The organism is Paenibacillus sp. SRL342, from assembly GCF_984798905.1.
The window spans coordinates 6,488,999-6,514,348 of record NZ_OZ481790.1; the positions used below are offsets into that span (position 1 = coordinate 6,488,999).

At 44.4% G+C, this 25,350-nt stretch carries 13 protein-coding genes; all 13 read right to left on the minus strand.

The window, feature by feature from the left end; translation table 11 throughout:
• Positions 1-185 precede the first annotated feature (185 nt).
• The 13 genes from AC4E8D_RS28860 to AC4E8D_RS28920 all read right to left on the minus strand — a co-directional run bounded on the left by AC4E8D_RS28860 (position 186) and on the right by AC4E8D_RS28920 (position 25,259).
• Positions 186-4,007, minus strand: coding sequence for an S-layer homology domain-containing protein (locus tag AC4E8D_RS28860; protein ID WP_221821808.1), 3,822 nt, complete (start codon positions 4,005-4,007; stop codon positions 186-188).
• Between the two features lie 208 nt (positions 4,008-4,215).
• A complete protein-coding gene (gene metK, locus AC4E8D_RS28865; protein ID WP_221821809.1) occupies positions 4,216-5,418 on the minus strand; it encodes a methionine adenosyltransferase in 1,203 nt (400 codons plus the stop codon).
• Positions 5,419-5,673: 255 nt separating this feature from the next.
• Positions 5,674-5,946 carry an alpha/beta-type small acid-soluble spore protein gene (locus tag AC4E8D_RS28870; protein WP_017691962.1) on the minus strand — a complete coding sequence of 91 codons (273 nt, stop codon included), beginning with the start codon at positions 5,944-5,946 and terminating at the stop codon, positions 5,674-5,676.
• Positions 5,947-6,094: 148 nt separating this feature from the next.
• Positions 6,095-6,661, minus strand: a complete 567-nt coding sequence (locus AC4E8D_RS28875; protein ID WP_221821810.1) for a hypothetical protein — start codon at positions 6,659-6,661, stop codon at positions 6,095-6,097.
• Positions 6,662-6,796: 135 nt separating this feature from the next.
• The gene (locus tag AC4E8D_RS28880) at positions 6,797-9,409 is read right to left on the minus strand and encodes a hypothetical protein (RefSeq protein WP_339305884.1); all 2,613 of its coding nucleotides are present in this window, start codon (positions 9,407-9,409) and stop codon (positions 6,797-6,799) included.
• Positions 9,410-9,750: 341 nt separating this feature from the next.
• A complete protein-coding gene (locus AC4E8D_RS28885; RefSeq protein WP_221821812.1) occupies positions 9,751-12,738 on the minus strand; it encodes an S-layer homology domain-containing protein in 2,988 nt (995 codons plus the stop codon).
• A 518-nt stretch (positions 12,739-13,256) separates the two neighbouring features.
• Complete coding sequence (locus AC4E8D_RS28890; RefSeq protein WP_036612519.1) at positions 13,257-13,598, minus strand: hypothetical protein; 342 nt, start codon at positions 13,596-13,598, stop codon at positions 13,257-13,259.
• 206 nt (positions 13,599-13,804) lie between these two features.
• Positions 13,805-17,704, minus strand: coding sequence for an S-layer homology domain-containing protein (locus AC4E8D_RS28895; protein WP_221821813.1), 3,900 nt, complete (start codon positions 17,702-17,704; stop codon positions 13,805-13,807).
• Positions 17,705-17,866: 162 nt separating this feature from the next.
• Complete coding sequence (locus AC4E8D_RS28900; RefSeq protein ID WP_221821814.1) at positions 17,867-18,994, minus strand: glycosyltransferase family 4 protein; 1,128 nt, start codon at positions 18,992-18,994, stop codon at positions 17,867-17,869.
• A 378-nt stretch (positions 18,995-19,372) separates the two neighbouring features.
• Entirely contained in the window at positions 19,373-20,134 is a 762-nt protein-coding gene (locus AC4E8D_RS28905; protein WP_490205568.1) for a WecB/TagA/CpsF family glycosyltransferase, read from the minus strand.
• Between the two features lie 7 nt (positions 20,135-20,141).
• On the minus strand, positions 20,142-21,323 hold the full coding sequence (csaB, locus tag AC4E8D_RS28910) for a polysaccharide pyruvyl transferase CsaB (RefSeq protein WP_490205569.1): 1,182 nt from the start codon (positions 21,321-21,323) through the stop codon (positions 20,142-20,144).
• Positions 21,299-23,320: a DUF5693 family protein gene (locus tag AC4E8D_RS28915; RefSeq protein ID WP_490205570.1), complete on the minus strand. Its 2,022-nt coding sequence runs from the start codon at positions 23,318-23,320 to the stop codon at positions 21,299-21,301. Before AC4E8D_RS28915 ends, csaB begins: the two co-directional genes overlap by 25 nt.
• Before the next feature lie 217 nt (positions 23,321-23,537).
• On the minus strand, positions 23,538-25,259 hold the full coding sequence (locus AC4E8D_RS28920) for a phospho-sugar mutase (protein WP_490205571.1): 1,722 nt from the start codon (positions 25,257-25,259) through the stop codon (positions 23,538-23,540).
• Positions 25,260-25,350: the final 91 nt, after the last annotated feature.

Here is a 25,350-nt window from a genome sequence, read left to right on the forward strand (position 1 = left end):
GATGAAGAGTCTTGATAAACGAATGATAATTTTCGAAGTCGTTCATATAATACTTTTTTGAGTATCTTAGTAATGTTCAAAAAAAGTCATCCTTTCTATAAAACTTCAGCTCTCTTTAGTCCTTTATCTAATTATATAAAAAGAACACCTCAAGAAATGAGCTTCCTTGAAGTGTTCCTATTAATTTATAGATATCCTAATTTGTCCAGTACCCGTTTCAACATCACTGCTGCCTGAGCGCGAGTCGCGTTCCCTTGGGGTTCGAATGTTCTCGCTGTCATGCCTTGAATGATCCCCTCCTCCACCGCTTTGGCAACAGAATCCTTGGACTGGATTTTGTTGCTGTCCTTGAACTTGGATAGAGTGCTAGCAGCCGAAGATTGAAGAGAGACTGTTTTCCCACCGTAGTTCATCGCACGTACCATCATAAGTGCCATCTGCTCACGCGTAATGGGACGATCCGGCTTAAACGTACCATCGGTATTCCCCGTAATGATCCCCGCTTCAGCTGCAGCACCGATATAGGCACTTGTTACACTACCGCTACGAACATCCTGGAAACGACTTGCTGCAGTAGGTTCTCCATTCAGTCCTAGACCTCTAGCGACCAATTCAGCAAATTCCGCACGTGTAATGTTCTCATTCGGTCGGTAGAAGGAACCACCTGGTGTGTTAATTATCCATTTGGCAGAGAGCTCCTTAATGACCTCACTAGCCCAGTGTGACGCCGTATCCGGATAACTAACGATGTTGTTAACAGGGACTACCGACTGATTGCCATTCAGCTGTCCTTGAACAACTACACCACCTGTCGTATTTTTAAAGGAACTAGGTACATTGGATAACCTAAATGTAACTGGATCGATATACGTAAATCCGGATGTTACACTTGGGGTATTGGCAGCCAATTGCATGGCCAGTTGGCTTTTGACATTCTGATCTACACGTTGATCGTTTGTTCCATTACCGGTATACAAATATACGTCCGTATAGTTGCCAAGCTTCTGCGCTCCTGCACCTGCAATCAAGCCTTCCATCGTTCCCGATGAAGACACAGGTACCGTCTCTAACTGAACGTATAAGGATGGGACCGCTGCTCCTGTCGTAGTACTTGTGTTTGATGTTCCTACACTCCGACTCATAGCCGCCATATCTAAATTAGACAGTGGCACCGTCCAGAGAAGATCGCCATATTTCACACCAATAGTGCCAGTGCGATAACTTGCAGCAATCTGAGTCAGTGCATTTAATGGGAATCCAACATACGCAGCCGATTCACTGTCCGGAATCTCAAATACCACCGGCTGAGTCAATTTCCCGTTTGCTCCAGCGTATTCAAAGGACTGAATCAACTTGGTTGCATCCACGTTGAATTGACGAGTCGGGCGATTATAGTGGGACATCGCAGATACAGCAGAAGCCGTAGTGTTATTCATCACAAGTAAAGACTGACCATAGCTCGATGCATCCAATTCTGCCAACCAGGAAGGACGGTTTCCCGACTGATTATTGTTCGAACTATTATTCGTCTGTTGTAACGTAAGTGGGCCAAATGCTGTTATCGTGACATTCGACGCATCCCGCAACGGCAAAGCCCCAGGTACATAACTCACCGTTCCCGTCTGAGTAGCTGTCGATGTTACTGCTGAAGTATCCACTTTCAACGTCACCACAGAGCCAGAAGCTGAAGCAGACAATACAGTTGTGGTTGAATTACCAATCACTACACTGAACTGAGATGCTGTTAGTGCAGCCTGGGACTGGATTGAATCACGAAAATTAATCTGAACCGTGTCTCCCTGAAGCGTAGCCGAAAGAATTTTGCCATTTCCATATGTGTACGTTACTGGAGTCAGATTGAGATATCCTGCTGGGTTATTGTTCAGATCCGTTAATCGCAATGCTCCAGGTACATATGATAGCGATATATTTTGTGTATCCTTCACCGCTGAAGCCAGCGTTAACGTAACCAGATCATTTTCGATCTCGGAATCATTAACGAAGACTGGCTTACCATCGACCAGAACAGAATATTGGCTATTGAGCGGTTTATTCGTCGTGTTCAGTGGTTCATTGTAACGCATCCATAACTTGTTACCACTCACCTCAGCACTCTTAAACTCAGGTGGTTTGGTATCAATTGAATTGCGGACATAGAAGCCGCTGAATCCAGCAAGGGCCTGTCCACGTGTATCTTTTACAGGCCATGAACCTGGCGTGTATGCAACCTGAACGACTTCACCATCCGTAATGGATCGACTAAGATTCAACGTCACCACAGAGCTGCCATTGATCGATATGCTATTGATGCCTACAGCCGACTGATCCGCAGTTACACTGAATTGTCTTGCTGCATCACTTGAAGTGATATATACCGTCTCAGGGTAGTACAACGTCATTGTACTGTAATACACGTTACCTTCTCGCGGCTTGGACATGACAGAATCTAAACCGTTCTCCACATCTCTTGCGCCAAAAGCAGCCGCAGCATTGGAAGATTGATCTGTAAGACGATTACCTGTAGTACCGGGTGCATATGCGATCCGCACAACTTGCCCTACCGCTACACCCGTATCCAAGACAACATATACACTGTCACCTGAGATATAACTGGAACTAACGTTTCGATTCTCTCCATTCACGGTAACGGTATAACTGCTGCTCAGTGGGCTGATGCTACTAAGCCACTTGTCGTACGTTAGACGAATCGTGTTGTTACTATGCATCTTGGCACTCTTAATTACAGGTAATGTTGTATCTCTGCTTAAGGTTTTGAAAGCCCATGATGTAGATCCATTCAAACCTGCGAATGTATTACCTGCTTGATCACGAAACATATTGGCAGGAATATCGACAACATAGTTCATATTATTCTCTAATGTGCTTGTTGGCGTAATAATCAGTTGTCTGTTGTTCGAACTAAAAGTTGTCCTCGAATCAACCGTTGCTCCATTCGCTTTCTTGAGAATGGCTTGACCTGGGAAGCTACGGTCCAGTTCCTTGTTGAACGTCACTGTTAGGTTGCCCGACAAAGGCGCATTCGTGGTGCCATTGGTAGGAGACAAGGTGGACACCGTTAGGGAAGTTGGGTCCGACTGCACATTGAATCCCCAATCCATGCCGCTGATTCCACGGATGTCATTCCCCTGCTGATCTCGTAAAAAACCTTCAGGTATCACGATATAATATGTACTATTGTTATTGAAATTTTTTACAGGATCAATTGTAATCGTCTTAGTGCCAAGACCAGTAATTCGTGGTGATCCTTTAGACGTGATTGGAATTGCTTCAAATAAAGTTTCTGTTCCGCTCCCTTGATAAATTTGAAGTGTGCCTGCTCCAGCAACAACCGGTAGACTAAACGACACTGTCAAATGATCCGAAGGTTTCACCTGAACAGCTGCGTTCTGGGGTATCTTGCCTGTAACTGCCGGCAAGCCTATATTTTGAGTACTAAACGTCCACGCTTTGTTCAATAATCCTGGAAATAAAGTAAGATTCTCACCATCCATGTAAGCAAATGCATTTGCATCAATTTGAACGTAATATGTTCCACCAGGAAGAATATTTCCTTCTGGGAGTTGGATGCTTACAAATTTCCCTTCAGGTGGTGGTGAAGCTGTATCTTCTCCTGTAGACGGTTCGGTATCGTTCATAGGTACAGAAGGATTCGTGATTGGCCCTAAGCTTTCAATCGTTACCAGTTCACTGGATACGTCTACAGAAACAACCTCTGAATCATCGTTGACACGTTTAATGGATATCTTACTTTCCGGACCGATTACTTTTGAAACCGGTCTCGCAAATTCAATACGTAACGGCAATGATCCATCGACGTTTTTGCCGTTCACCGCAGGAACAGTATTCGTTATTCCATTTGCACTTAATTCATTGGCCGCATATGCTTCCTGCTCGACTCCACTCCAACCCGTAAGCCAACCTTGAGCCGTCAGCATAACAATTAAGATTCCGAGCATGCCTTTTCTTGCAATTCTCTTCAATTCCACTGATCTTCCCCCTTATCTGCATTTCTTCTCCTGTCTGATGTACAGACCTCATTATGTATTTCGGTTGGAGAAGGGATTTCATTTAGTTATTTGGGGATATATTCCATAATTTTTCCTTTGTCCATGACAAGCAGTGAAATCGATGGAAGCACAAAAAAGCCCTTAATTCCTTAACGGAATCAAGGGCTTCATTACTATTGCACCTAACTTACAGACCTGCTTGAGTTTTCAAAAGCTCTACTTTGTCCACTTGTTCCCAAGGTACATCCAGATCTGTACGGCCGAAGTGACCGTAAGCAGCGGTTTGTTTGTAGATTGGGCGACGCAGATCCAGCATACGAATGATGCCAGCCGGACGAAGATCAAAGTTGTTGCGAACAAGCTCAACCAATTTCTCTTCGCTGACTTTGCCAGTTCCGTATGTATCCACGTTGATCGATACCGGGTTGGCTACACCAATCGCGTAAGCGAGCTGGATTTCCACTTTATCTGCAAGACCTGCGGCTACAAGGTTTTTCGCTACGTAACGAGCCGCATATGCTGCAGAGCGGTCTACTTTAGTTGGATCTTTACCAGAGAACGCACCACCGCCGTGACGTGCATAACCGCCGTAGGTATCTACGATGATCTTACGTCCAGTAAGGCCCGCATCTCCCTGAGGTCCGCCAATAACGAAACGTCCTGTTGGGTTGATGAAATATTTAGTCTGCTCATCCAGCAATTCAGCTGGAACGACAGGCAAGATTACATGTTCTTTGATGTCTTTTTGGATCTGCTCAAGTGTAGTCTCTTCAGCGTGCTGAGTAGACACAACGATTGTATCCACACGTACCGGCTTGTCACCGTCGTATTCAATCGTTACTTGAGTTTTACCATCCGGACGAAGATATTCCAATGTACCGTTCTTACGCACTTCCGCCAGACGGCGTGCGATACGGTGGGACAAAGCGATTGGCAAAGGCATGAGTTCTGGTGTTTCGTTCGTTGCAAAACCGAACATCAGACCTTGGTCACCTGCACCAATGTTTTCTGTTTCACGAGCGACTTGTTCCGGGTCACGATTCTCAAGCGCTGCGTTAACGCCTTGGGCAATATCAGCGGACTGCTCATTCAGAGAAGTCAGAACTGCACAAGTGTTATAATCAAAACCGAACTTGGCACGTGTGTAGCCAATATCCTTAATTGTATTACGAACGATGGACGGAATGTCCACGTATTCAGAAGCTGAACTGATTTCACCGATGACAAGCACTAAGCCTGTGGCTACGGAAACTTCGCAAGCTACGCGAGCATTAGGATCGTTCGCCAGGAACGCGTCCAATACGGCGTCTGAGATCTGATCGCAGATTTTATCCGGATGTCCTTCGGTTACAGACTCCGATGTAAATAGATGCCGGCCTTTAACAGACATGAAGTTTCAACCTCCCATAACTAGTAGTATGGCGATTGCCCGAACAAAACATGACAGCGATTCGTTCACTGTACCCTCGAAGCTTTCCAAAATGGAATAAGGACGCAGGGTCCGCAGTACCGAAGATAAGGATTTTTCAGGTAATTGCCTCAAACGAAAATCAACCTTTCCCTAGTGGAAAAGGTTGCATACCTCAAGTGCCATCTTAACGTATTTGTCAAGACGTGTCAAACGAAATGGGGTAAGGAAAATGCCCTATAAGTGCTGTTCTGCCTGGCGAATTAGCCTTTTGGTGATCTCTCCACCAACCGATCCATTCTCGCGGGAAGTCAGATGTCCCCACCCTTTGTATTGCCCATAAGAGTGATCACTCACTTCACCCAGTTCAGATCCAAATTCTGTATCCGCACCAGCTAAACCTCTGCCACCATAACCTACATTGAGACCAAACTCTGCAGCAATCTCATACTTCATTTGATCCAGCATTTGACGACTTTCGGGTACCACCTTGCGATTGCTTCTAGCCATGATTCCTGCACCTCCATTAATTGATTGTCAACAGTTATAGAGTGAGCAGGAACAAGGTTGGCTAGCCGTATTAATGTTTGTTAGAACTGGGTAATCTGAGCAAATGAAATGCATGACTAATGAATAATTCCTTTAACAGCTACAAAACCTATTTCAGAGTATATCCACCACGTACCATTACGGTTAAGCTGTATTTGTTTCCTTCCAAGACCGTGATCCCCCGTCCGTCCCTTGGAAAAGAGAGCAGGTGATTGGTCGGTGCTGCCTGTCCATTCGTCAGGTCAATCCCGTCCGTCAGATCAGCTACACCATTCGTACCTTCACTGACGATCACAGCTTTGCCGCTACGTACAATGAACTCCGCGCCAGACTTACCGATCAGCTGTTGCCCCGGCTTCACGGTTACGATCTCAACGGCTTCAGAAGCGCCCGAGACCAGTGGAGGAAGAGAAGTGTCTCCACCTGTACTACCTGAGTTCCCGGTTCCCGTAGATCCGGAATTATTACCGGATGAGTTGCCAGAACCCGTGCTAACGCCACCACCCATTGCTTTTTGAATCTGCTGGTCTACATAACTCTTCGTTACAACCGGATCGTCTGCTGTTCCTGGCTGGCTTGTACCTGCACCGATGGCTGTATTGCTGTATACCGACCCAACCCATACGCCAACACCAATGGCAAGCGCGGCGAGGGATACTTTCATATAAGGTTTCATGTGAATCATTTTCCTCCTCTGGTAATCTATTAACTTTAACTATAGAGAAAAAATAGGGATGCGACAAGCAAAACCTCGTTTCCGTTGGGGTGGAAACGAGGTTTTGTGGATAATTATAGTGCTGCCTGTTCTATTTCAAAACCCATCCGATGGGAACGTAGGGAACTCCGGTTCTTCTTTTGGAAGCTTAGAAATGTCGTATCCATAACTTTGCTCTGCAAGACGGATACGTTGTCCTTGAAATTGATCATATACTGTCAAACGATAAGAACCACCACGCAACTTCTCGAAGAAGCTGTCTTCTACGCTCCAGCTCAGTGTCTGGTTGGTTCCCACTTTCAGATCGGTTCCTAAGGTCAGCTCTTTTTCATATGATTTACCTGCTTGATCGGTCATTGTAAGGATTAACTTGTGCTCGTTCTCACCCATCTCAATCTCTTCATTACGGGATAAGCTGTAATTCATCTCGATCTGTACAGACGAGCTGCCTGCCAGATATGCTCTTACACTGTTGGCAGTCCAGGAGTAAGGATAGAGATTAATATTGGTCAGCGTGCCTTGAACACTAATGGAAGTTGGCGGTACTTCGAATGCCAAAGCATTCACATAAGCAGTCGCTTCCCCTTCACCGGTTACAAACTTGCTGTCTGCAATGCCTTCACCCACTATTAGGCGCAGGTCTGAGAAGGTAACGGACTTCGGAATCTTAGCCCAGAACGTAACAATTGACTTCTGACCCGGCCCAGGCAGACGCTCTGCTTGTTTCGCAGTTGCTCTGTAATACTGGCCATCCGATGTTTTGTAGTAACCTACCAGTTTACCGAGACCACTTTGACGCAATGATTTGTTCGTCATTTCGAATTCGGTATATACGATGTCCGATGATGTTCCCGGATAACGAATCGTTCTCCGCACACCCATTTCCGTCTCTTTATCAGCAGTACCCGAAGTGTATGTCTTGCCGCTTCCAACATAAGATAAGGGTGGAATTAATCCGGACGTATTTAACGTGATCCACTCATTCGTCTCTTCTTCACTAACTTTCTCGTTCAAACTTAGTTCCAGACGAGATATACGCAATTCGGAAGGAATCTTGGTTAACAGGTAAGCCTCTGTTGTCATGCCGGCTCCAATTAACTTTCCACTTTGTGTGTAGATTAGCTTCTTGTCTCCTTCAATCTCAGCAGAATCAATCATAAACATCGCTTCAAGCTCAGGAAGTTGAACTGTTTTGTTACCTGCATTACGAATGGTCACTTTTGCGGCAATAATATCACTATCAAGCCACGGCAACCGCTGTAACGATCCAAAAGACACACCAAATGTACCTTTGTTATTCTTAATGACCGTTTCGGTCGTCAACCCATCTCCGCTGGATACCGATTCAGGAATACCATAGACACCTACAGGATAGGAGAAGACAAATCCATTCGTAGGAGAAGACGTTGTGGATTCTGTGCTTTCATTTTTGTCTACCGGACTCATTACATAAAGCTTGATTTTGCTTGTATTACCATCACCCTGAAGGGTTGTACTGAGCTTAATTGTCTTAATATCGCCTGGGTTCAACTTCAATGTATCCAATGCTTTGGTTTCGATTGGATAGACTGTTCCGTCTGTACTCCGTACCTCAAAGGTATACATCGGCACCTTAATGACTTTCTTGCCTTCATTCTTGAGCTTCATTTGAAGATTAAGGCTATACTCACCATCATCGATTCGGACTTTAGCGGATTCAAGCAATGTGGACAGTCGTTGTCCTTCAACTGAAATCATGTTTGGTTGATTGGCAGCGACTTCTACATTCGTTTTACTAGCCTCTGGCAATTGCAATGCAGCAACAGGCAGAACACTTTTCTCTTCACCCTGTTCCTCTACTAGCAACAGCTCAGACTTTTGCAGCTTCACTGACGTAGGAAGAGATGCGATCAGACTGAGGGCCTTATTAGCTTGAGCCTGGATACTGACACTCGTACTGTCTTTATCCGGAGTTAACGGATAATTGGTACCACTTGGTGTACGCAAGATCCATTTGATATTCGGATTTTCAAGCAATTTATAACTAATATTGTTTAAATTCACGCCAATTTTCACATACTGATTCTTATCTTCACCTGGAAACACTTTAATGCCAGATACTTTCACCTTCACCGCAGAGTCGCTTAGACGAACCGTCTTTGGTTTACCTATAGGTGTAGTAATACTATAGGATGCGGGCACGTTAAACTTACCCAGCGTACGTTCATAGTTAGCCTGACTGAAATCCCATTTCACGATGAGGAAGTTCAGATCACTGAGTTTCACCTCGCGACCCACTTTCATGACATAGGTCAACTCAACTGTTGATCCAGGCGAGACTGTTTTCTTTTCCTGATCTTTTGCGATCAGTTTGGGCGAGAATGATGTTCCACCCTTGGTTTTCACTTTGCTCCAGTAATCGAGCATCATCATTGGGGTGCTGTCATTGTTCTTGTAAGACAATGTATATGTAACCACATTCCCATCGTCCTGCGCCAAGATATTTACATCTGTTAACCTTACCGAACTTCGTGCTGTCACTTTAACAGCCGATAGGTTACCGAGTGTATGTACAACCTTCTGCATTGTTGTCGTTTTCTTCGATGTACTGCTATTTGAATTGGTGGCAGACGTTTTATTGGTTGTGCTCGCTGCCATGGTAATGCCAGCCGTTGAACTGATCAACAAGACACTCGCGAGCAAGCTCACAAACATTTTCTTTTGATTCACTCCCAAACCTCCCATAAGTTGCTTGTTGCTCTTATAGTATAAACGTTTGGAAAGGAGAGAAAGTTACGATGTTGTTGTCTATCAACAATTTAAAAGTTCTCTAAGTTAAATATAATCGAGAGGGAGGACTCTCATTAATTGAGTAGCCTACCTCTCAACTCTCGTACGTAGCATTCGGCATACGGTGATTCACCATTTGAGCGCAATCATCAGTACCTCAAGCGGGTGATTTCCTACTGTTAAACTATTTCAGACTAACCGCCAATTTATTACCCCTGCAAGGCGAAAAAAAAACAGCCTTGCATCTATAAAGATGCAAGGCTGTTTTAGTAAGATATAAATTACAGCTCTTTACCGAATGAGAACTCATCCAATGCATTGCCGTTTGCGTCGTTAATAGCTTTTGCTGCTTTGTTTTTAGCACCGTCGAATTTAACAGTTGCTACTTTTCCATCTGTATTACCAGCTACTGTTGCAGTAACTGTAATTGTTCTTGCATCAGTACCGATAGAAGCACCTGTAACTGTTGTAGTCACGCCGCTACCCGCATCAATGCTGAACAATCCTTGGATGTAAGCCGCACCATAGTTGCCATCTTGAGTAAGAGCTTCAGAAGCGTATACAGTTACTGTAACCGTGTTACCAGTTCTAACGATATCTTTCAAAGTTACCGTTGGAGCAATACCATCTTTTACGGTTGCAGTGAACGCTTGAAGTTTGTTACCGAAGCTATCTTGAGTGCTAGGGTTAGTAGCTTTCAAAGTATAACCAGCAACATCATTAGAGATTGTGTTGTCAGCAAACTTCAGAACTACAGTTTTGTTAGAATCAGCCATTGTGTAGCTTGTAGGGCGAATTCCGTTCAGATCGAAGTCTCCCAAGTTAACATTCGACAACGCTGTGTTGAATTTAACTTTAACTTCGTTACGGCTTGTAGCATATACATCGTTAGTTGTCGCAAGTACTTCGGAAGAACCAACGTTAGATCCTACAGTGTAGTTACCACTGTTGAAGTATTTACCTTCGGAATCTTTAATGTAGCTCGCGGATACTTTAACGCCTTGAGTCCAGTCAATGCTAGAATTATTTGTAACAGCGATTCTAACAGTGTTTGTTGAAATCAATGTGATGTCATTGTTTTCTTTAGCAATTTGTTGAGCTGTTCCAGTAGCAACACCATTAGCATCAACATTTACTGCCATATATTTAGCTGCATCCAGAGCATTACCGTCACCGGAAGTAGCCAAAGTTTTGTTGAATTGAACATACACGTAACGAACACCGTTAGTCACATCAGACCATACACGTGTCACACTACCGTTTTGAGCTGTGTTAGCGTTCAGTGTCGCAGTGTAAGGCAACAATACATTTCCGATGTAAGCAGTATCGATAACACCAGATACAGTCAGAGTGTAAGTTGCATCAGATTTCAAGCTGCTTCCCAGGTTAACTTTAACAGTTTTATTGTTATCAGTATAAACTGGTGTGATTACTGGGTGACCTTTAGAAGTCAATCCAGAAGCAGTTACAACTTTACCATCTGCATCTTTGAGAACATAGTTCTCTGGGTTTTGTGCGGAATCCAATTTCAGTGATTTGCTGAATTGAACTTCAGCAATGTAGTTACCATTTTCCATTTTGAATTTAGTATCTACAACTGTTGGACGAACTGTGTCCAATGTTGGAGTTACTTTAGTATCAACGGAAGCAGAGTTGTTGCTATAGTCGGATACTGCAGTCAAGTAAACTGTGTTTTCCGATACATTCAACGGATTGTTGAATTTCAATGTAACTTTGTTGTCGTTGATTTCAATGGATTGTGCAGTGTTGCCTGTAGTGTTAGCATATGCACTTGCAACGCTTTTCACTGTTTCGTCGAACTCAACAGTTACTTCTTTCAAGTCGTTGGATTTAACACCAACTACTTTAGGAGCAGCTGTATCTTCAGTTGCTGTGAATTTGCTTTCCACTGGAACGATGGACAGACCAGAGTAGTCCTGTACGCCGCTCACACGCAATGTGTGCTCACCAGCAGTCAGATCTGTAGTTACAATTGCAGTGTTAGGATAAACGTATTTTACAGAAGCTGCAATTACGTTGTTATCTACACGGAAAGAAGTAGCGTTTACAGATTCTGGTTTAACCGGCTCGCTGAATACTACTTTGAAAGCTTTTGTTCCCAAAGCTTTAACTTCTTTTACTTCTGGAACTGCAACATCAAGTGGAGTAAACTCTACTTTTTGTGTGAATGTTTTAGTTGCATCAGCATTTTTAACGTTGTTGATTTGAAGACTAGTGGATCTTTGGTTAGTCAAAGAAGTGTTACCTTCAGATACCAACAAAGTTACAGTAGTTTTGTCTTCAGACAATGTAGCGCTTTTGAAAGTCAATCCGCTAACAACATAGTTATTAGTGCTTTCAGCAGAGTTTGGATCTACAGTACCATCAAACTTAACTGTAATTTCTTTCAAGTTTGTAGCAGATACGGAAGATACCGCTTGAGCTACTGTAGTTACATAAGTAACTTTTTCAGTGAACTCTTTATCTTTGTAAGTAAATTTCACTTCAGTTTCTTTGTTAGCTTCGAGAGCTTTATCCAAAGTTACTTTTACTGTTTCGCCGTCGCTGATTTTGAACTCAACAACTTTACCAGCTTCAGTTACTGTGTAAGAAGATACTTTCAAGCTTTGAGCTTGATCGATTGCGAAAGCTGCACCTACCAACAATTCGCGGGAAGCGTTAGCTGTGAAGTTAGTGTTTGCATCAACCAAACCAGCGTTGATTGCTGCTTGAACATAACCTTTAGCCCAAGCTGGAGCAGTGTTGTTTGTTTCAGTTGGGATTTCAAGATCCAATGCACGAGTCAGGATTGTAGCCATCTCGGACACAGTCACTTTACCGTTGAAGTCGAAGATTTTCTTCTCAACGTTTTTACCTTCCATGATACCCGCAGCAGTTACTGCTTCGATGTAAGGTACAGCCCAGTTTTTAGCTGTGTAGTTTTTGTCAGTGTAAGAAAGAGTTCCAGTGATCTCTTTCAGACCCAGCAATTTAGTGATAACTTTTGCAAACTCAGCGCGAGTCATGTCTTTGTCAAGACCTGCTGTACCATCCGGATAACCGTTGAAGATACCTTTTGCTTTCAATGCATCAAACTGTTGTTGTGCGGAAACTGCTGTGTCACCGAATGCTACAGATGCAAACATTGAGAATGCCATTGCTGTAGACAATGCTACGGATAAAATTTTCTTCATAACCTTTTTTTCTCCTCCTTGGGCGTTCATAACATTTGAATTTTCTTTTTTAATAGGGTCGCTCGTATTCCTCATATATTGTTGCACCCCCTTCCCAGAGTTGTGAGCAAGTTAATATAAATGATGTCTGTGAGCATATCACAGAAACTTGTAAACTAGTTTGTAAAGCAGAATCACACGTAAATAGAGTAGTTTCCTAATCCTACCTTACGTATTATACAATGGGTCCCTCGTGCCGTAAAGCAATTTTTTCTAAAAAATAGACAAGATTCTTCACGAGGTCATTCTTGGTAACAGGCCCAATGTTTTCGACTCTACACTTTAAACGCAATAGATTTCAAAAAGTTGCGGATTGCACAAAAAAAGTTTCGATTTTTTTTATGTATAGGTACAGTGCGGGTATTGAAGCCATTCAAAACCTTTTCAAACCGTTGATACAGCAGTGAATCTGGAATTGTGATCTCTGGTTTGTCTGTGCTACCAACGTTTATTTATACCCGCAACTTCAACCTATGAAGCGACAAAATTCACAAAAAATAAAATAAAAAAGCACCCCTATTGGGATGCTTTTCCTGCAGTTCTGGAAATATAAGTTATTTAATCTTCATCGCGAGTTCAATAATTTGGGCACGCATATTTGGATCGCTGTTCAATCTCAGATACATATCGTCAATTGGTTGTCTGTTCTCACGGTACGTTTTCTCATGCTTCATCGTTGTATGAGACCATTCAATCAACTCATTCTCAGCCAGCACCAGATTGTTGTACGCATCATGGAAGCCAGTGGACTGTACAAGCCCTTCCATAACTTCCTGAGAGATTTCCTGAGTCTTACGTGTATCTTCCAACTTTTTCTCCAGAATGACTGCCTGCTTCTCAAACTGTGTCTTTGCCTTCATGTAGCCCAGCTGGGCTTTTGAATAAATCGGTTTCATTAGCTAACTTCACCCTCTAGATCATTGTGTATTTACCGTTATTGTATCTTATACTCTAGCAAATTACAAAAATAGTTATTGGTAAAAATTCTGTTTCTTCTATTATAGAAGTACTCTATGTCAATTCATTGACAGCCATGAAAAGGACCTGCCCCTTTAGAGTAAGGGACAGGTCCTTCCTAAATTGCATCGATGTATCAAATGAATTAACTCAAGGTTTTAGGGAATACTTTTGTGCTCTTTTTAAGCAATTCAACTGCAATTTTACCCGCTTCTGCACGTGTCAGATTACCTTTCGGGTTGAATGCATATTGCGGCTTCTTCTGTCCAGCCACTGTAACCGGAGAACCCTCCATGATCTTGGCTTTCGTCACAGCTTGTACCGCTGGTCCAGCATAACTCTCCATGCTGCCGGAATCGATGAATGCCTTAGCAAGTGCACTTTGAAGCTTGCTATCATTAGCAACCATTTTCAGTTCTAGTGCCCGAGCAATCATCACTGCAGCCTGTTCACGTGTCAGCGGACGATCCGGTCCGAACACACCATCTGTCAGGCCAGTAATGATACCCGCTCTCGCTGCGGTCTCGATACTGTCATAATCCCATGTAAATGAACTTGTACCTGGTGCAACATCCGTGAATGTTCTTCTGCTATCGGACGTAATTGGTAAATTCAAACCTTTCACAAGAAGAGTCGCAAACTCTCCACGCGAAGTACGGTCATCTGTACCGAATTGTTCAAAGCGCAATGGAGCCATGAACCCTTTAGCATAGAGTGCATTTAGAATATTTCTTGCCCACCCATGGTTGGTGATATCGTTATAACTTCTTCTCAGCTTCATTACTTTATAATAACCAAACTCATCAAAAGGAACGGTCACTGTATGCTTCTTCGAATCCACTTCGCCGCCAATCCGTCTCCACTCTCTGCTTGGAGAATAGTAAAATACGGAAATGGTTGAACCAGCATCATCTACTACATTTGGATCATAAGCAAGAGTTAATGTACCCCGTTGTGAAGGCTTGATTTTTCGCTCTGCAGGCGTCAAAGGATTACCGTATAAGGAATCTACAGTATAAGGGCCAATTCCATTCGTTGGCTCTTTGTAATTATTATCTCCTCTTGTACCGGACTCCCCAAGGCCGCCGCTTACCCAGTAAATTTCGGAAACTGGACTAAAGTTTACAGAGTCCCCTACAATTGCGGAGAACCTTCTATAATAGTCATCGGGAACGCTTAATGGATTCGGGTCCTCTGCTTCTGTTCTGAAACCAACGATGCTTCCATAGTCGTTCTTCCGCTCCACAATTCCTGTGTTCGGGTCAGCAATACCAAACAGCAGCTTGTTGTTTGGATAGAATTTAGCAATCCCGCTGAGGTCCGTGCTTTGCATTACCGTGCCTTTCGGGAAACTCAGTTCCAGCTTTTTATTGAATGCTGAATATTTGTTGGCTACCTTAGGCGCCATATACTGAGAGTCAACACCAGTGTTGCTTGTATAGTACACTTCCACTGTATCATTTGTTTTGACACCATTTCGATCAATCGTCAACTTGATTTTATTCACTTTGTCAGCCTTGAGCCCCACATAATCCAAAGCAAAACGATCTGTTTCTGTGCCTTGAAGCTTTTTAGCCGTTTCTTTGTCAATAACAACGGAAGTAGCTCCTTCAGCCTCAATATCAAAATGAACAAAGTTTTTGCTTACAACAATTTGGCTGCCTGAAGTAGGACGTGGAGCCAAGATGCGATAACCCGCTGCTTCTCTGACCACTTCTACCTTTTGGCTCGTTTTTGCACCTGTTTTGTTATACAAATCCAGTGTGTAGATATATGTTCCTGGTGTCTCCGCTTTTAAGTCTCTTAACCGCACCACAAAGTCCTTCTGACTTCCGGAACGATCCACAATAACATTACCATTGTTCAGTGCATACTCAGGAGAGATTATTGGATCTTGCCAAGTTGTATTAGTTGCCGATCCATCTGGTATGTTCAAGTCAAAAATCGTTTGAGTACCCATACTCAAGCTCATTCGAGTCGCCCCTGCACCACGGATAGCCAAGTCAAAGTTTTTCAGGCTGGTCGTATATTTCTTGTCCGCAAATGTGAAATCCGTGGAAAGGTTAAACAGGTTTTTCACCCATTGGTCATCCGGATTATATGGATCAAGGAATGTCGAGCGATTTTTACTTGGTGCAGGTTGAAAATTATTGATTGTAGATACATTGTTATCATTGATGTAAATACGCAATTCTTTAGTTACTTCATTCAGTTGGCCTTTATCTCCAGTTCCTGTTCCCGTTAATACAATACGGTTTTCCCCAAAGAATAATGGTCCTGTGTCCCCATCGATATCAATCTCAACATCCTCGAAACTTCCATCAGCACCCAAAGTCAATTGTTTTTGCTTTGTGTTCGCTGCAGGATGTGTTGAATACACTTTAACTCCGTTCGCAAAAATCTCTGCTACAAAGTATTTGCTATCTAATGTGGCAAAATCAACGTACTTACCTTCAAGCAACAATTTATCTGTTTTTTTGGAATTCATATCATATGTTTGGCCATCCGTCAGGTTGCTCACAAAAATATAGTTTTTGGACGCAAACGAAATCGTTGCGTTTTTGCTTGATTTTGATCCAGTAAATTTAAACTGAACCGTTTGATTTCCGTTTTTGAAACCTTTAATTTGATAAATATATTTCGTTGGAGATACCTGTATAGGCGTTGTTGACAGTTCAATTGGGCTTGTGCTCCTTGGAAGATATTCCGCTGTCAACAGGCTTCCATTAGGATTTCTGCTAGTCTCTACAAGGATATAGAAATCTGCAGAAGTGACACTAGAACCCGAAAGTGGTACCCCTTCTGGTGCATCACCAGAACCGCTGTAGTCTTTAAGGTATCTTAAATCCGTAATTACCGTTTCGTTCTCTAGATATTGAAAATTCATGTTTGCACTGGCTGTGTTTTTTCCATATTTGACAGTCAACGAATGATTCTGTAAAGAATCAATCGAAGTGACTGGAGGTGTGCCAGTTGCTGATTCTGTAAACTTCAAAGATGGAATTTCGAATGAAAACAGAGAATATGAAGGTGTGTTGATCCCCACACTAGGAATGGGTTCAATCTTGGGAACAATATTAGTCAACACACCATCCACAGAGATTTCAGGAACAGCAGTGGTTTTATCATCCGGCAAAAGCAATTCAACCATTACACGGGCTTGTGCAGGATCCCCCCCATACGTAGGCCGATCAGTTAACATACTCTGAGACAGCCCATCTGAGCCCTCTTTCAGATCGAGTTGAGAGAACGGATTTTCTTCATCATAGTAGAGCAGAGAATACGTGAATTTATTTTTGTCTACGCCGCTTTCAATCGTTACAACCAGATCATTCTTACCTGATTTTAATCGAAGCATAGGTGAGAAGAATGTACCATCTTGTGTCGATAAAGATGTTGGTAAAGCCTCACCATTATTCAGTGTTACTGTTACTTTGGAGGAGTTGTGAGCTACACCTTGAATCGTCACATCACCTGTATCCACAACAACCTGCGATCCTTCATTTAGATCGAGATTATCCGCTCCACCCAAAACCTGCAGTTTCTCAATGTAAGGTATAGAGTCATACAAAATATAAAAACTTTCGGAACGCTCACTTGGACCTTGGGAACCGGTAAACGTTACTTTGTTCATTCCAGGGAACAAAGTAAGTGTTGCGTTAAAGCGATTATCCGGGCGATTAGGATCAACTGTGACAACAGCTGGTGCTAATCTTGAACTGTCTGGAACCCATGTTCCATCTTTTAAATTCAATAGCTGTACGTTGGCACCTAACGTAGAGCCAGTAACATTCGTAAACGTGCCTGTTACAGCTTGCTCCGCGCTAGTTACCACAAAAGCAGTCGAACGAGAAAGAACATCAGAGCCTGTTCCAGTCATTTTGAGTCCTACTGTACTTTTCAATGGAACGTTGGCTGTATTATCAGGAGTAAAGTAACTTGTCTGTCCCGCCGCCGATGCGACTGGTGCAAGGCCAGCTGGTATTAGAGATACAACCAGCGCCACCATCATCAGCCAGATTAACGGCTTCTTCGTACGTTGCATTCAATCATCTCTCCTCTTTTAAGTCAGTTACCTTTATATATCGGCAAAAGGTTCCAATTATTTAGTAAAAATCTCAAAATAAACAAAAAACCTTATCCACTAGGGATAAGGTTGGGTCTGGAATAATATTCAAGAATAGCTGTAACCATTACATTTATCTATTTATGATTTCGAACGGGTCTCCGGATTCAACTTGACGCGCATGCGCATCAGAAAGTTAATAACCGGTCTTCTCGTTTTGCTAACAAGTCCGATGACTTCTGCTCCCACCTGGAGGAAGAACATCATGATACAGATGACCACGAACGTTACCCAGTTCGCTTCGAACATGGCAGCGGATGATTGGATAATCGCCAAAACTCCGAAGAATGCGGCAATTCCATAAATGATCAGTACCGTCTGGCGGTGACTGAATCCAAGTTCACGCAAGCAGTGATGCAGGTGACCTTTATCCGGTGCGAAAATCGGTTTCCGTTGTACCGCACGACGGATAATCGCGAAGAAGGTATCCGAGAGTGGCACACCGATAATGATCAGCGGTGTAATAAAGGACACGATAGCAATTTGTTTGAATCCCAGCATGGATAGCATCGCCAGAGAGAAACCAAGGAATAGCGATCCGGTATCCCCCATGAAGATCTTGGCTGGGTGGAAGTTGAAAAACAGGAATCCAATGATGCTACCCAACAACACAAGGCACATCAAGGCAATCATCATGTTACCCATCAGGAAGGACATCACGGCAATGGTACCAATTGCAATACCAGATACACCGGCAGCCAGACCATCCAGGCCGTCAATCAGGTTAATCGCATTCGTTACACCAACGATCCAGAAGATCGTCAGCGGAATGGATACCCAAGCTTCGAGTGAAGAATAGGAATCCTGAAAAGGAATGTTAACGAAATCTACCCGGATGTTAAATCCGAATACAACGACAGAAGCAGCAATAATCTGACCAAGCAACTTCACTTTGGCCGACAGTTCAAACCGATCATCCAATGCTCCAATCAGCACGATAATTGTTCCACCAATCAGAAACGCACTGACAAAACTCATGTCCCGAGTTGTGAACCATGCCGATACAAACGGAAGCAATGCAGCAACTGTAATAATAAAGGCCAGGAATATCCCCAGACCACCAAGACGAGGCATAATCCGTGTGTGTACTTTACGTGCATTCGGCGTATCCATTGCGCCAATGCGGACTGCGAACTTTTTGACAAGTGGTGTCAGGGCAAGAGCCAGTCCCATTGACACGATAAATCCAATGATAAAGATCGCTACCATTTGAACATTCGACCCCCAATTATAATACCTGTACGAAATTATAAATCCCCTGATCTCTTTTTATATATAAAAATTATTTGTTAGTCACTTTTGATGAAAAATGCAATTTGCACCAGAACGGAGAGGGCAGAAATAACCTGTAGAAGCGAAGCGTTCGCCTTTATCGCGGGATTTCAACCTTGTAAAGGTGGATAAAAGAAATCCAGAGATAACAGCGATCAAAAGGTTATTCTGACATCGAAGTGGCCGTGTGCAACAACTTCCGTTTTTCATGGAGTGGCACACATGTAATCCGGAATGAATTATACGCTCATCACACCCGAAAAGCCATCCTCAATTTCTAGCAAAAACACGCATTTATCTCGCAATTACCTGTTTTTAACGGACTTTCGTCACGTTTTCTTTGTCACGCATCACCTTAACAGCGAATTTCGGAAGCGCAAGCATCCGGCCTGCCCGGCTTGGTTCACGCAATAAGCGATAGAACCACTCCAGCCTTAACTTTTGGAACAGCATAGGCGCACGTTTGGTTTTGCCCGAAATCACATCAAAGCTACCGCCAACGCCCATGGTTACGGGAACCTGTAATGCATCTTTGTGCTTGTGAATCCACGGTTCTTGGGTGTCCGTCCCACGTGCTACAAACAACAGATCAGGTGCCGCTTCCCGAATGGAAGCGATGACCTGTTCATCCTCAGCCGGACCAAAATAACCGTCGCGATAACCCACAATTCGAATCGCCGGATATTGCTGTTGTAACCGAACTGCCGTTTCTTGAATCACCTCAGGGGTGGAACCAAGCAGATATACGCCCCATCGATAGTTTTCTCCAACACGCAGCAATTCATGTAAAAGCTCAAATCCCGGCACTCGCTCAGCTACAGGATCTCCACAATAATTCGCAGCCCATACGACACCTGTTCCATCAGGAACAATCATTTCCGCAGCTTGCATGACTTCCATGATTGCGGGATTTTCCAATGCTGCCATAACCATAATGGGGTTGGCTGTAATGACCTGATGTGGTGTCTGCTTGGACAGCACAGCTTCCTGGAGAACCTTTACCGTTTCTTTCATCGTCAGTTTGGAAAAAGGAATGCCGTAGATCGAAACGGTAGGTATTGATCCGGTCTGACTCATCTTTATCTCATCCTTTGCGGCCTAAATAGTTAATAATCTGCTGTGCAGGCACTTTGGCTTCCTGCTTCAGTTGGGTGATGCCTTCTTCATGTTCCTTCAACCATTGTGAACGTTGATCCAGCAGTCCAACAACAGTCTTAGCGAGTTTGTCGCCATCGAGTGTATCCGTATTTCCTGCTGGCTCGCTATCCAGGCGAAGCAGGAATTGATCGATTTTCGGATCATACGAGATGCCCACCGGAGGCACATACTGCGAAGCTGCATAGATCAGACTGTGCAGACGCATCCCAATGACGAGATCACACTTGCTGACTTCCTCCAGCATAAGCTGAGGATCGGTCAGATCTTCTGTGATGCTAATCTCACTGCCTTTGCTGGTCACATCACCGAGCATTTCCATAAGGAAACGTGATGCCTGTTCATCAACCGGCAAATGAAATGGCAGAAAACGCAAGTGCACGGCTCTTTTGGAGCACAGTTTTTTCAATCCTGCGGCAATAGCCGTAAGTTCCTTCCGGTCGGACTCCCAAAAACGTACCGATACGCCGATCACAGGAAGCTTGGTATGTCCTCCAGTTGAAGGTTCCACTCGATTAGCTTGAGTAGCAGCATTTGCTGAGACAGCACCTGCGCCCCTCTCAACTTTTGTTTCAGGTAATGGCAAACCCATTACGGGGTCAGGTACAACATGGATCTGATTCCACTGTAACCCGAGCCCACGCAGGTAGTCTGCAGATTGTTCATCCCGTACGGATACATAGGTGCAGGCCTTGAAGACCGATTTGATCATTGGATTAAAAATTTTACGATTCACAGGGCCAATCCCCTGTGCATAGATAAACGTTGGTTTTTTCAGCCACTGGGCCAGCTTGATTACACCCAGATAATAAGGAATGGATTTCAGTCCAGTTGCATCCTGCAATAGACTTCCTCCGCCACTGATTAACCCGTCGCTCTCCTTGAGTGCTTCACGGACTTCCTTCAATTTCATGCGATGCACGGAGCGCACACCGTACATGGCGGTTGTCGACTCGGGATCACCCGAGAGAACAATAGGTTCAATGGTTATGTTCGACCTTTGGCTTTCCTCTTCCAGCGCTGTCAAAATCGACTTTAGCACCGCTTCGTCTCCGCTATTGCGGAATCCGTAATACCCCGAGATGACTAACTTTTGAGAAGTGGTGACCATTTTTTCCAACATCCTTCCGCTACTTGCCACACACCCACAGCAATGATACCGAAGATTAAGCCAAGTCCCAATCCCATCACTCCACGAATGAGTGACAATACAGCCGGCGTATGGATATGCGCGAACGTATCCACCATGGACAACTGTCCAATCGCTGCAATAATGAGCACAAAGATGACTTTACGATATTTTAAAGCGGCGAACACGCCAACGATAAACAGCGGGTGTCCCAGCATAAATTCTTTGAATCTCGGACGTACACCGAACGTATCTTCCAACACAACACGAAGGAACATCTCGAATGGTGTTACCGAACCCGAGTTGCCTGTACGACTCAAATAGTAATATCCAACAACGGCTGCAACAAGTCCCAGCACAACCATCACAACGGTAATCGGTGTACGAAGGATATTTTTAATTTGTTTAATGGAGAACGAACCCGCACCCCGGTAAAACACAATATAGATCGCCACCAGTGCCATAGGTGCAAAGTGCAACAGACTCACGCCGCGGAACTGGTTAATCACCAGACTGTACGTAATACTGTTAAGCAATGCGATGACAAAAGGTACTGCCAGGAACGACAGAATTGACGTTCTTACATATAAAACTAATGTTTGTTTCAAACGACGACCCGCAGATGCGTCAGATTGACGCTGTTGCTGATAGTTCACTGTACGAACGGCCAGCACCATCGCTATGGTCGGCGCGGCGATTGCCACAAGCAAGGCAATTCCTTGCTCCAGCAGCGTTGGTTTCAAGAGGAACAATCCTGCACTGCCCACCAAAGCAACCACAAATGCGATCAAGGTCAGTAGTGGGATAAAATAAGAAACCATAAGTGCAATCATGGCAATTGCACCAACAAGAGCAACCAGCTTCGCATAACGCTGAATCGAGGAATCCTTAACTGTAAATGCTTCAGCTTGTCCAAGTTCAAATCCATGCTTCGCCATGCGTTCTACCGCATGTCCCGGCTCACCCAGGCTGTTGATCAGATTCTCAATTGGATCTGTAATCATAGCCTTGGCTGTATTCCGGCTAGGGGAAGCATTCATATAGAGCATACGAATGTTACGATCCTTGGTTGCCAGAACAAAACGGTCAGCTATGACATCGACGTCCAAGTTGGCATCGCCGTCACTAAGCGAGTACAGACGCGTAACGTTGTAATCCGTTTTATAAGCGAGGGTCTGGAACCCAGACTGCGGTTTCTTCAAGTTCTCGATGGCTGCAAGACCAATATTGTGCTTATTCAGCAACTGTGCGAATTGGTCTAGACTTTTCATCTCTGCATTATCATTGTACCCTTTCACAGCATCACCATCAAACAAGATACGCTTTACGCCATTCTCTTCGAAGAAGGTAAGCAAGCGCTCCATCGATTCTTGGCTGTATGGCACACTGTCCGAGATCCGCGGCAAAATGTAGAAACCTTTATCACGCAGCATCTTCACGGCAACCGGATCGGGCTGCAAAGGCTGCATGTTGGCATTCTCCGGAGGAGTCTGCAATATTAAGCCGCTACGACCTTCATATTCCCATGGTACAACCGGAATCTGCCGATCAGCGAACGTTTGTTCAATAATAGGGGTATACGTCTGTGCGTTTTCCTCCGATGTAAATAACACATACGTGTAATTTGCATTAGAAGGGATCACATCTTTGGTCAGGTTCGCGAGATCCTGGCCATTATATACCATTAGTCGGCGTGTCTTTCTCAGCTCGTCCAATGTACTTTCGAACACAGCCATCGTTGTTACGCCTGCGTCTTTCAGACGAGTCAATTGTTCATTCATGAAATCTTGCGGATGTGCCTGATAGGCCGAGATATCCAGCAGACCTCGATAGTTGAAGACAAGCTCCACCTTTTTGGCAGAAGATTCTGTCTGCACCCGATCACTGATTACAGGGATGGACGCAACCAGACCGATAATAACGACGAGCCACAACCACTTCCGAGAAGCGTTATTCCAATAAAGCCATTTTTGACGCACTACATGTACCTCCTCAAGTGTTGGAACCAAATGCACGTTCAGCTCAAGTAATTCGTTCATTTAACATTTATACAATAGGTTACAAACAGCTTGTGTCAACAAGCCTTCTTATATGCTAGAACCATCTACACTTTTATTTCAAAGAAAAACCCCTCCGCCAACCAACCTTACGGTGCGGAGAGGCCTTCTCTTGTCCTTGTTCATTGTTGCATTCGTATTATTGTGCGTCTACACGCGACATCACTGTAGTTACCAGACGCTCGATCCGGCTTTCCGCATCTTCCAGGTTTTCGCCACGTACGGCGAAATATACTTTGATCTTCGGCTCTGTCCCTGAAGGACGCAAGCAGAACCATGAACCGTCTGCCAAAATGAACTTCAGTACGTTCTCCTTGGGAAGACCGTCCAGACCAAGGGAGTAGTCCAGTACATCTTGTACCGCAATTCCCGCTACTTCTTGTGGCGGATTGGAACGCCAGTCCGTCATTTTGGATTGAATCTGAGCCACGCCGTCTTTGCCTTGTAGCGTACGGGACTCCAGCTTCTCCAAGAAGTATCCGAATTGGTTGTACAGCTCTTGCAAGACATCATACAGCGTCTTGCCTTGGCTCTTATAGTACGCAGCTGCTTCAGCAATCAGCATTGAGGCAAGGACAGCATCCTTATCACGGGCATAATTGCCTGAAAGGTAGCCATAACTCTCTTCATATCCGAACAAGAATGTATGACTGCCTGTTGCTTCGAACTGGTTCATTTTTTCACCGATATATTTGAAGCCTGTCAGTGTGTTCATCACTTCTGCACCGTAATGTTCAGCAATAACAGCACCCATCTCACTTGTTACGATCGTTTTGACAACTGCACCGTTACTTGGCAGTGTTCCGGTCTCTTGTAGGCGACTGAGCAGGTAATGTACCATAATGGCACCAGACTGGTTACCGGACAAGACGAAATATTTGCCATCGTTGTCTTTCACCACAGCACCCATACGGTCTGCATCCGGATCTGTTCCGATCAGAATATCAGCGCCCACGGATTCTCCCAGCTTCATTGCAAGCGTAAACGCTTCGCGTTCTTCCGGGTTAGGGGATTTCACGGTAGAGAACTCAGCATCCGGCTGTTCTTGTTCGGCTACAATATGCACTTGCTCGAATCCGATCTGCTCCAGCACGCGACGTACAGGAATGTTACCTGTCCCGTGAAGCGGTGTGTAAACGATTTTGAAATCACGGCCTATGCCGGATTGAATCAGTTCGCGGCTCAAGCTGCGACTTGCTACGGTATCCACAAACGCTTGATCTTGGTCTTCACCCAACCAGATCAGGAGCCCCTGAGCTTCTGCTTCTTCCTGCGTCAGTTTCTTCACGTCAGCAAGGGAAGGCACTTCCTGAATGTACTGAATGACCTTTTCCGCTTCATTCGGTACCAATTGACCGCCCTCATGATTGTATACTTTGTAGCCGTTATATTCCGGTGGGTTATGGCTCGCTGTTACAACGATCCCTCCAGTTGCCTTCTGATGACGCACTGCAAATGACAACTCAGGAGTTGAACGCAGGGATGGGAACAGCTTGGCTACAATGCCGTTTCCAGCCAGTACAAGCGCAGCATCCAGTGTGAATTCAGGTGAGAAATGACGGGAATCATGAGCAATGACAACAGAAGGTTTGCCTTCTTGGTCACCATGCTGCTCAAGCAAATAACGCGCAAATCCTTGCGTTGCCCGGCCTACGGTGTAACGGTTCATCCGGTTGCTTCCGGCACCAATGACTCCGCGTAATCCCCCTGTACCAAACTCCAGGTTTCTGTAAAAACGTTCCTCCAGCTCTTTCGGCTGATCCTGCAAGTCACGAAGCTCCTGTTTCGTTGCTTCATCAATCGAAGCATCCTCCAACCATTGCTGCAACGTCTCTGCTGCTGCTGTGCTTAACTGTTCCATTCCGATAAACCCCTTCCGTCTATATAAATTCAGGTGTGCTGAGTTACTTCAGCATCTTGCATCATTCGGTCCGTCTACGTTCCTGCATGAT